The sequence below is a fragment of the Lactobacillus kefiranofaciens genome, from assembly GCF_900103655.1.
Classification (GTDB): domain Bacteria; phylum Bacillota; class Bacilli; order Lactobacillales; family Lactobacillaceae; genus Lactobacillus; species Lactobacillus kefiranofaciens.
Genome location: NZ_FMXC01000051.1, coordinates 1 through 10562, shown reverse-complemented (window position 1 = coordinate 10562; position 10562 = coordinate 1). Strand labels below are relative to the sequence as shown.

The window sequence follows — 10562 nt, the reverse complement described above, 5'->3', positions numbered from 1 at the left end:
CAGGGCGTTAACTCTCCTCTGAACTCCTTCTGGCTCAATTGAGTTTGGGTTACTTTGCTTGTTTTTTCAAGTTTATTTTTTATTTGGTGGTGCGAATGTGGTTCTTATTGCTATTGAAGCTAATTCGAATATCTTTGAATTAATTTGAATTTCTTTGAAGAAAATGAAGAAAGAGAAATTGCTTATGGGTAAGACAGTACGTGAAATTGCTGAATTGATGGGAGTTTCTTCCGATGATTTGGTTAAAGAAAAACAAAGAATTAGAGATGAAATTAAACGTCAAAAGATTAAAGTTACTAAACAAGGTAATAAATTTGTGATTGCAGATGGCAATGTAGAGAAAATTGTTGGTGTATTGCAATCAAGAGCAAAGGAAGAATCTTCAAAGAAAATTGAAGAAAATGAAGATTTGCTTCAAAAGATAGAAGAGCTAAGAGTACGTAATAAAAGGCTTGAAAAGGATAATGAAGATTTAAATCAAATTAATTCAAAGAAAGATGAAGAAGTTCGAAGACTTAATTTGAGGATTGAGAAGTATGCGGATGATTTTAAAGAGTTTAACGATAAGCAGTTACAATTGAATAATCAGCAACAACAGTTGCAGGCTAGAATTTTAGAACAAACAAAACAGCTTAAAGATAGTCAGGAAAAGTTGTTAGATAGTGCTGAGAAGAGTTCTGAGCTGCAGGATAAAGTTGATAAGATTAAGAATGCATCATTGTGGCAGCGGATTACTAGGAAGTTTGATTAAAGTATTTATGAAAAGGTTAGATAAACAAGAAGTAAAGAGAGCCTTAGAAGATTTAGTAGATAAATATGTTATTAATAGGACTGATTTGATTGATAAGAAAAAGAATTATAACGAATCAGAGGCTAGGCGAGAATATATTGATCCTTTTTTGGAAATATTTGGATGGGATATTCAGAATAAGGCAGGTAAATCTTTGTCAGAAGCTGATGTTGTAACAGAAGATCCCTTATCACGTAATAAAGATGAGGAGACTTTTATTCATAGCCGACCAGATTATGAGTTACGGAGAAACGGGATTATTTATTACTGTGTAGAGGCCAAGAAACCGAGTGTAGATATTCATAATAATGAGAAAACAAGTACGCAGATTTTGCAGTATGGTTGGTCTGCTAATAATAAATTAGGAATATTGACAAATTTTGAAACATTACAGATCTTTCAAACGTATGAGAAACCTAATCCTGATCACCCGTTTAAACCATGGAAAAGTTGGGATTATAAGGATTATGTAGATCATTTTGATGAATTATGGCAGATATTATCTAATGAATTAGTCTATGAGAGAGAGACTGATAAGTTTATAGATAAGATCACCCCTAAATCGGCTACGAAAACACAGCTAGATAGTGTTTTTTTACAGGAATTAGATGGTTGGAGAGTTTTAGTTGGTCAGGACTTAATTGATCATAAACCTGAAATTTATAATAAACAGAAGAATTTTGATCGATTAAATAGTGATGTGCAAACCTTTTTAAACCAAATTATATTTTTACGTTTTGCAGAAGATAATCAAATAGAGAGACCAAAAGGTCGTAATGAATTGGAATATATATTCTCTGGAGATGATTTTTCTAAAAAATTAAAGGCACTGGACAAGAAATATAATTCAGGAATTTTTGAAGATAGTAATATTTCTTATTTATTAAGTAAAGAGACTATTAATATTATTTGTAGGGATCTATATTATCCATATAGTTCGTACAATTTTGCAATTATTAATTTGGCAATCTTAGGAAAGATATATGAACAGTTTTTACAAGAAGAACTGACAGTTAATGATGGAAAGGTAGAGTTAGTAAAAACCAGACAATCATCTATCAAATCTGTTGTATCAACACCAATCGAGTTAACACATATTATTGCTAAGCGAGCATTATCTACTAAGTTAAGCAATATTAAATCTATTGAGGATCTATTAGAATTAAAAATAGCAGATATTGCTGTAGGATCCGGTGTCTTCTTGGTTACTGTTTATGATTTATTAGTTGATAAAGTAATGGAATTAAAGGGCTTTACAAAATTGACCAGTAGTACAGAAGCACCTTTAGATATTAAAAAGAAGATTATATCCAATGTGCTGTATGGTATGGATATTGATAAGCATGCAGTTCAAATTACTAAATTCTCGTTAGGCTTGCGTTTATTAAAAGGTGAACGACCAGAAAGATTTAAAAATGAAATGCCTTTGATACCATCTATGGACAAACATATAATTAATGGCAATTCATTAGTAACTGAGGAAGATGTAGCAGATATTATTGCTACTAATGAAAAATGGACAAGTTCTCCTAATCTTTCAAATGAATTAGCAATTATTAATCCATCTAATGGATTTAAACAAAAATTTGATATCGTTATAGGTAATCCTCCATACTTAAGCACATCTGAAATGAAGCAGAATTCAGAAATGGAATTAGAAATATATAATCATAAATTTCATTCTGCATATAAGCAGTATGATAAAAGTTATTTGTTTATTGAACAGATGCTTAACATATTAAAAGACGATGGTAATGGGACCTATATTGTACCTAATAAATTCCCTATGATTGATTCCGGTCTAAAACTAAGAGAAATCCTTAACGGTCATATTTCTGCATTTATTGATTTTGGAGCTAATCAGTTATTTAGGGGAAAAGATATTTATGTATCAATAATTGATATAGTTAGGAAATCTCAAAATAAAATTGATTACTGTGAAGTTAATAATACAAGCGAAGCAAATAATCCAAAATTTAATTCATATACTTATACGGAAATTAAGTCTCCGACAAATAGTTGGTTATTAACTGATGATAAAGCTAGTTTATCTATGTTTAGAGCTATGAAAGACTACCCACGTATTAGTGATCTTACTGATACACATAATGGAATACAAACAAGTAAAAATGATATTTACCTTATCCCATTAAAGAAAGTTCTGGACGATACTAACGAACGATACTTGAGATTTAAGAACAAGGGGAAGGAATGGATAATCGAAAAAGATATTTGTAGACCCTTCTTTAAAAATATTGCTAAAAAAGGTACGTACTATAACCAACCAAAGATGGATAGTTGGTTAATTTTTCCGTACACAGAAGATGGAAAAATTTATAGTTTTCAAGAAATGGAAGCCAAGTTTCCCTACGCATTAAAATATTTTGAAGCTTTCAAGCAAGTTCTGGTCCCATCTAAGAGAAATGTAAATTTACCATCAGGAGGTCAATGGTATGTATTCGGACGAGATCAAGGATTAACTGGCTGGGATAAAAGCAAATTAATTGTTGGTGTTATGGCAAATAAACCCTCTGCTGCTATTGATCATAAGCATTTATTGTTAGCAAGTGGTGGTACTGCAGGATATATACCTATCTTTCAAAAGAATGATGAATATGCTTTAGAATATATAGAAGCTTGGTTAAATTATGAGCGTGTAAATCGAATGTTTAAGATGGTTTCAACTAGTTTTAGACATGGTTATTGGACGCATGGTACTAATGTAATGAAAGTTATACCATTTTTAACCATCGATAAACAAAATAAAAAAGAAGTAGAAACTTATAAAAAGATTGTTAAACTTACAAAGCAAATTAATGAATCTAATGGTAAGTTTCAAAGTATTTTGGTGCAGTCAGTTAATAAATTGTTTGATGAACTAGCAGATCAAAAACTGAAATTATAGAAATTGGTGAAGGAATTGAAGGAGAAAGAAACACAAACAGCAAGAAAATTAAGAGGTGGATATTATACTCCATATCCAATTGCTGAATATTTGTGGAAATATGTAAAAGAAAATAATCCTAAACAAGTACTTGAGCCAGCGGCTGGAGATGGCGCTTTGCTTAAACCAATTGATAATTCAGATATAAATATTGATGCAATAGAATATCAGGATAGTGAAGCTGAAAAGATAAATAAGAATATAAATATTCCTCAGGTAAAAGTGTATGTCACAGATTTTTTTAAATGGTTTGATGATCATAAAATTCAAGAATATGATGCAGTATTATCCAACCCACCATATATCCGTTATCAATATTTAACTGACCGACAACGTACAATTCAATCGGAAATCTTAGTAGATAATTCAATGCGTTCCAATCGTTTGATTAATGCTTGGGTAGCTTTTGTTGTTGCCGCTATAAGTATGCTTAAAGAAGGAGGAAGAATAGGATTAGTTATACCATCCGATTTATTACAGGTTACATATGCTAAAGATCTACGACAATTTATGCTACGTAATCTTAAAGAGTTAAATATAATAAGTTTCAGAAATGCAGTCTTTCCGGAAACTGAACAACGTTTTATTCTCTTATTAGGAATTAAAGGTAGGGGAGAACCTAAATTTAAGCATATTGTTGTAGATGATATTCATGATTTACCTGATTTAAATAAGATTTCGACAGAACCATTGCCTGAAAACTCTGAAAAATGGTCAGATCTAGTCTTGCCAAGAAGAGAAAGGGAATTTCTTTATAGTCATAAGAAGGATTGGGAATTGTTTAATAATTTAGCTAATGTCGAAGTAGGAATTACGACAGGAGCCAATCCATTTTTTTCTCTGACTCAGGAGCAAGTGTTAAATATAGATGCTAAGGATTTTGTTAGACCACTTTTAGGACGTAGTGTAAGTGTAAATGGTTTGTTTTATAATAAAGAAAAATTAATTGAGAATGCTGAAAAAGGACAGAAAGTATGGTTATTGGACTTAAATAATAAGGATTATATATCCTTGCCAATCAAATTGAGGAACTATATTTCAGAGGCCGAGCATAATCACGTAAATACAGCTTACAAATTAAGAATTAGAAATATATGGTATCAAATACCTAGTATTTGGGTACCGCAAGCTTTCTTATTAAGAAGAATAGGTAATTTACCAAAGTTAGTAATTAATAAAGTAAATGCGGTTAGTACAGACACCTTCCATCGTGTAAGTATTCTAGATAAAGTTAATATTAATTTATTACTTATAGCTTTTTATTCTTCTCTTTCTTTAGTGTATGTAGAATTAGCAGGAAGATCATATGGTGGCGGTGCTTTGGAAATCTTACCAGGTGATTCATCACAATTTAGGTTACCTGCAGTAAACTATTATCAAAGTATTGATTTAAATAAAGAAGTAAAGATATTAAATGATTTGATAAAAACAAGTGATCCACAAAAGATCTCTAAATTTTGTGATGAGGTTTTGAAAGAAAAAGTGGATTTTCAATTTGATGATCAGCAGTATCGAAAAATACTTAGAAAATTACATCAGTTTCGAATCAATAATTAATCTATTGGTCTACTTGTGAAATTCTCAATTAATTATGAAAAGAAGCCTGATTTAACGGGCTTCTTTTTTCTATACGGTTTAAAATTCACAAGAGAATATTATGCTGCAATTTGAATGCTGAAATAGTGCATATTTGTGTGCTATCGTTAAAATTATCATTTTAATGATAGCTGAGTGGTCTAGTTAAAGTAATAGGGATAACCTGGAACTTTGGGCTGGCTATCTGAGACGGAAGGAGGAACTGCTTGCAGGTCCCAGGTCCCAGGTCCGACCGTCGCAAGATAGACTCGCCCATTGAGGAAGGCTATCCCTATTACTTTTAATTATTTATGATTTTGTACAAACTAAAAGAATGCACACAAAAAGATCAGGTGCAGCCTGATCTTTTTAGTTATTATCTCAATGATTTACGATATCCTGCAGCTCTAGCAGCAGCTTCTGATGGGAAGTATACAGCATTTGAACTACTGATATGATAGTTTTTTCCACTCATGACGTGGTAAATCTTACTGCGCTTATTACCAACTACACGTTGCTTAGCTGTAGAAACTGTGCCTTTTTTATGATGAATTAAACGAGTACGAGCTTTTTTAGCACGTTTAGTTTTATGTGAGACCGTACGCTTCTTGTATTTCTTAGTAGAAGTAGCGCCAGTTACGCGGCTTGTACCTGTTTTATAGTTAAGTTTAACGCCTGGTTGAACGTTAAAAATAAATACGTTGAAGTGAACGGAATTATCTCCAATAGATTGAGCTTCCATTTGAACACCGCGAGCAAGCAACTCATTACCACGCCAAATAGGAGTTACACGATAACGAATGTAGTGCTTACCACTGGATTTAATGTAATCAGCAACTTTGTCTTCATACTTAAGCATATCTGGATCGTTAAGTTGACGAGTACCAGTAATAAGATTCTTTAAGTTGTTGTTTTGACCAGTTAATTGGTAGCCAATAAGGTGACAACGGTTGTATAGCCAGCCGTCTGAAATTCTTTTATTGTGCCAACCGGTCGGATCTACGAATAATGGTTCACGTTCTGTATGTGGCATCAACTTCGTGTTAAGCAATGCGTTAGCAGCATGTGCACGATTCAAATAATCAAGGTTGCTATACTTTTGCCAAGGACCATGTTTCTTTGACTTTGCTGCTTTGCTAAATGATGGTTTATTGCCATTGACAGTGACAATATCCTTGCCGGAATAATTAAGCGTGTGTAAGCTCTTTACGCTTACTGCTTGGACGGTAGATTGAGTAGGTTTTACATTGGCACCAACCGCAAACATACTTGCTGACGCTAATATGGCGGTAAGCAGATGTGTAAATCTATGTTTATTCATTATGTTCTCCCTAAATCTTAAACTATCGCTTTTATTATACTCAATGTCTTAACTTAATGACATTGACTCAATTATTCAGTTATGTTATAACTCGAATGTAAGCATTTTCATTACAAGACCTAGAAAGAAGGATTCTTTATGAAGAAAATAATCAATGATCCTCATGATGTTGTTCCAGAAATGGTTAACGGAATGACGAGAGCCTATCCACAATACATTGAGAAAATTGAAGGAACTGAAGCTGTTGTTCGCAGTGATAAGGATTCTATGAAAGGTAAAGTTGGAATTGTTAGTGGTGGTGGTTCAGGCCATGAACCAACACATGCTGGTTATGTTGGTGAAGGGATGCTTAGTGCTGCTGTTTGTGGACAAGTTTTTACTTCACCTACACCAGATCAGATTTATGCTGCTATTAAAGCAGTAAATCAAGGTCAAGGAGTCTTCTTAGTAGTTAAGAATTACTCCGGTGATGTTATGAACTTTGATATGGCTAAGGATTTAGCAAGTATGGACAATATACCTGTTAAATCAATTGTTGTTGATGATGATATCGCAGTAGAAAACAGTTTATATACGCAAGGTCGTCGTGGCGTTGCTGGTACTATTTTTATGCATAAGATTCTTGGCGCTGTTGCTCAACAAGGAGCATCTCTTGATGAAATTGATGCTTTAGCTCATAAAGTTTTGCCAAATATTAAGACTATTGCCGTAGCTTTATCTGCAGCTACTAATCCAGAAGTGGGCAAGCCAGGTTTTGTCCTCAAAGATGATGAAATTGAATATGGGGTTGGAATTCACAGCGAACCGGGTTATCGTCGTGAAAAAATTAAGCCTTCAAAGGAATTAGTTGAAGAGCTGGTTGGTAAACTTAATAATGAAATGCATCTTGATGGTAATAAGAAGTATGCCTGCTTAGTAAATGGTATGGGTGCCACCCCATTAATGGAGCAATATATTTTTGCAAATGATGTACTAAACAAATTGCAAGAATTTAATATTAAACCAAGTTTTATGAAGATCGGTAATTACATGACCTCAATTGATATGGCTGGCATTTCTCTTACTTTATTTGAAATAAAAGATGCTAAATGGCTTGATTACTTAAATTATCCAGTTAAGACAATTGCTTGGTAAAAGGAGAACTAAAAAATGACATTAACCGTTGATACCTTAACGACTTGGATGAGTAAATTTGCTGAAAAAGTTGAAACCAATAAACAGTTTTTAAGTGATCTGGATACACCAATTGGTGATGGCGATCATGGCTTTAACATGGATCGTGGAATGAAAGCTGTTGAAGAAAAATTAGCAACTAAACCTGCTGATGTTACTAGTGGTTTTAAGATAATTGCTATGGCTTTGATTTCAACTGTTGGTGGTGCTTCAGGTCCACTTTATGGTACAGCCTTTTTAGAAATGGCGAAAAAGAGTACTACTACTAATGACATTGGTGAGTTACTTGATGCAGCATTGGCTGGTATTGAAATGCGTGGTGGAGCTAAACCTGGTGACAAAACTATGGTAGATGTTTGGAATGCTTTGGTTCCAGATGTTAAAAATGGTACCTTGACTGAAAATAGAATTACTGAAGCTGTTGCTGCAACGAAAGATATGATTGCGAGAAAAGGTCGTGCTTCATACTTAGGTGAGCGGTCAAAAGGACATGTCGATCCTGGTTCACAATCAAGTGGTTACTTATTTGAAGCTTTACTTGAAACGGAGGGCTTACTATGAGTTTAGGTATTACCTTAGTATCACATGTTTCTGATATTGCAAACGGATTACCTAAGTTATTAAATCAGGTAGCTAAAGATGTTCCCATTACTACCGCCGGTGGTACCGATGATGGACGAATCGGTACTAGTATGCAAAAGATTATTAAAGCTTTTGATGATAATTCTGCCGATGAAATTTTAGCATTTTATGATTTAGGTAGTGCAAAGATGAATCTTGAAATGGCTATAGAAATGTCTGATAAAAAAATACATATTTATGATACTGCTTTCATTGAGGGTGCTTATACTGCGGCTTCATTAATTCAAGCTGGCGTAAATTTAAATGATATTGAAAAACAACTCAAACCCCTCACAATTAAGAATTAATAGAAAGAGGTTCTCTTATGTCAGGATTTATTGGTGAATTTTTTGGAACGATGATTTTGATTGTTTTTGGTACTGGTTGTGGAGCAGCAATCAATCTAAAAAAATCTTATGCGAAGGGTTCAAATTGGTTGTATGTTTCACTTGCGTGGGGTATGGCTGTAACTTTTGGTGTTTATGCAGCGGCTAACTTAGGTTCACAAGGGCATTTAAATCCTGCGGTAACTATTGGCTTCGCTTGCTTTGGCTTTTTCCCATGGCATGAAGTATTGCCTTATTTGCTAGGTCAATTCTTGGGTGCTTTTGTAGGTGCTGTATTGGTAGCTATTCAATTCTATCCTCACTTTAAAGAAACTAAAACAGCAGAGGAAGGAAATAATGTAGGTATTTTTGCTACTGGCCCTGCAATTAAGAATAATCTGTTCAACTTTTTAAGTGAAACTATTGCCACTTTCTTCTTTGTTTTCACTTTACTTAATTTAGGTGACTTTGATAAAGGCTTAAAACCAATTGCAGTAGGACTTTTAATCATGGTTGTTGGTCAAGCCCTAGGTGGGACTACTGGTTTTGCTTTAAATCCAGCTCGTGATTGGTCTCCAAGGTTTGCTTATACAGTCTTACCAATTCCTAATAAGTCAGATGCAAATTGGAGTTATGCTTGGGTGCCGATGTTTGGCCCACTTGTAGGCGGTATCCTAGCTGGTGCTTTACAATATTTGTTAATCAAATAATTTATATAAGAACATCCTAAGTCACTCCAATGTCATTAAGTTAAGACATTGACTAACGTTTAACTTTATGAGCCGAATCATTTTGATTCGGTTCTTTTTGTTCCTAAAATAAAAAGTGAGAAGGACTGTTCCCTTCTCACTTACTCTTTTATATGTTTCGGTCTTTCAAATACGTTTTTAAGAAAGGTCGTATTATTATGAAAAACCTGCACACCAATATTTTTTAACGCCTTGATACGATAATCAAAGAAACTGCAGATCATATTCATGATTTTATTGATTCAAAATCTGCTTTTACCAGGAAACGCAAGCTGGACGCATTTACTTTAATCAAGCTAACTCTTAATATGCAGGGCAACAGTTTGGAAAAAGAGCTGGATGATGCCTTTGACGATGATAATCAACTAATGACCGCATCTGCTTATGTCCAACAAAAGAGTAAACTATCGCCTCAATGTTTTGCCCATATTTTGCAATGCTTTAATAATCAGTTGATTCATATTCAGCTGTTAGATCATAAGTATCGGCTTTTTGCCATTGATGGTTCTGATTTCAATCAGCTTTGGAATCCCAATTCTAAGAATAAGGTTACTAAACAGGTGCCACAACCTTTTTGTCAGATTCATGTTAATGCCATGTATGATCTATTAAACAATACCTACCAGGATTGCATCTTCCAACCCAAAGCTCATATGAATGAACGACCTGCGGCTGTACAATTGCTTAATTTCTTTTCTATATAAATTTATGTCTTTCCTGATGTACTACTAGTATAACAAATAGCTATAGCTTGAACAATAGTATAATAAAAATACATGTATGCAAATTTTATTTATCATAAATTTGCAGTGTTCGGTTTCTTTATAAGTATCTTTATCATATAATTAAGACAACAACTTAATACAAGAGAGCAATAAAAAAGCCTCAAAGATGTACTGACATACACCTCTGAGGTCAAACTCATTGATTACTAGACCTAATCAACAAGCGATCTTTAACTTCTTTATGCATCTATTTTAACATTAGATGTAAAAAATACAATATAAGAAGTTTAATAAATTAAGATGATTAGTAGCTATAGTCAATGAACGTGACTATAGCT

Annotated in this window: 9 protein-coding genes; 8 read left to right on the top strand and 1 reads right to left on the bottom strand. The window is 33.4% G+C overall.

The genetic code is table 11. The features are described 5' to 3' along the window. The first annotated feature begins 163 nt into the window (after window positions 1–163). Genes BLP58_RS10870 through BLP58_RS10860 form a run of 3 tightly spaced genes read left to right on the top strand, consistent with a single transcriptional unit; the run spans window position 164 to window position 5291 of the window. Complete coding sequence (locus tag BLP58_RS10870) at window positions 164–751, top strand: hypothetical protein (protein ID WP_247870238.1); 588 nt, start codon at window positions 164–166, stop codon at window positions 749–751. Beyond that, entirely contained in the window at window positions 744–3695 is a 2952-nt protein-coding gene (locus tag BLP58_RS10865; protein ID WP_025084297.1) for an Eco57I restriction-modification methylase domain-containing protein, read from the top strand. Before BLP58_RS10870 ends, BLP58_RS10865 begins: the two co-directional genes overlap by 8 nt. A gap of 15 nt (window positions 3696–3710) precedes the next feature. Beyond that, window positions 3711–5291, top strand: a complete 1581-nt coding sequence (locus BLP58_RS10860; protein ID WP_013855371.1) for an Eco57I restriction-modification methylase domain-containing protein — start codon at window positions 3711–3713, stop codon at window positions 5289–5291. Between the two features lie 394 nt (window positions 5292–5685). Here the strand turns inward: BLP58_RS10860 and BLP58_RS10855 are convergent, their stop codons facing one another. Beyond that, a complete protein-coding gene (locus BLP58_RS10855; RefSeq protein WP_013855372.1) occupies window positions 5686–6630 on the bottom strand; it encodes a DNA/RNA non-specific endonuclease in 945 nt (314 codons plus the stop codon). A 138-nt stretch (window positions 6631–6768) separates the two neighbouring features. Between BLP58_RS10855 and dhaK the strand changes: the two genes are divergently transcribed. The 5 genes from dhaK (at window position 6769) to BLP58_RS10830 (ending at window position 10203) form a co-directional block, all read left to right on the top strand. Then, window positions 6769–7764: a dihydroxyacetone kinase subunit DhaK gene (dhaK, locus tag BLP58_RS10850; RefSeq protein ID WP_013437296.1), complete on the top strand. Its 996-nt coding sequence runs from the start codon at window positions 6769–6771 to the stop codon at window positions 7762–7764. A 15-nt stretch (window positions 7765–7779) separates the two neighbouring features. After that, window positions 7780–8364, top strand: coding sequence for a dihydroxyacetone kinase subunit DhaL (gene dhaL / locus BLP58_RS10845; protein ID WP_013855373.1), 585 nt, complete (start codon window positions 7780–7782; stop codon window positions 8362–8364). Beyond that, the gene (gene dhaM / locus BLP58_RS10840; RefSeq protein ID WP_013855374.1) at window positions 8361–8732 is read left to right on the top strand and encodes a dihydroxyacetone kinase phosphoryl donor subunit DhaM; all 372 of its coding nucleotides are present in this window, start codon (window positions 8361–8363) and stop codon (window positions 8730–8732) included. The genes dhaL and dhaM overlap by 4 nt, the downstream gene beginning before the upstream one ends. A gap of 17 nt (window positions 8733–8749) precedes the next feature. Further along, entirely contained in the window at window positions 8750–9460 is a 711-nt protein-coding gene (locus BLP58_RS10835) for an MIP/aquaporin family protein (protein WP_013437299.1), read from the top strand. 362 nt (window positions 9461–9822) lie between these two features. Continuing rightward, a complete protein-coding gene (locus BLP58_RS10830) occupies window positions 9823–10203 on the top strand; it encodes a transposase (RefSeq protein ID WP_193363919.1) in 381 nt (126 codons plus the stop codon). Window positions 10204–10562 lie beyond the last annotated feature (359 nt).

Bases quoted from the DNA above. Each gene is read 5' to 3' on its own strand.
- dhaK (WP_013437296.1), top strand. From the start codon at position 6,769: ATGAAGAAAATAATCAATGATCCTCATGATGTTGTTCCAGAAATGGTT.
- BLP58_RS10870 (WP_247870238.1), top strand. From the start codon at position 164: ATGAAGAAAGAGAAATTGCTTATGGGTAAGACAGTACGTGAAATTGCT.
- BLP58_RS10855 (WP_013855372.1), bottom strand. From the start codon at position 6,630: ATGAATAAACATAGATTTACACATCTGCTTACCGCCATATTAGCGTCA.
- BLP58_RS10835 (WP_013437299.1), top strand. From the start codon at position 8,750: ATGTCAGGATTTATTGGTGAATTTTTTGGAACGATGATTTTGATTGTT.
- dhaL (WP_013855373.1), top strand. From the start codon at position 7,780: ATGACATTAACCGTTGATACCTTAACGACTTGGATGAGTAAATTTGCT.
- dhaM (WP_013855374.1), top strand. From the start codon at position 8,361: ATGAGTTTAGGTATTACCTTAGTATCACATGTTTCTGATATTGCAAAC.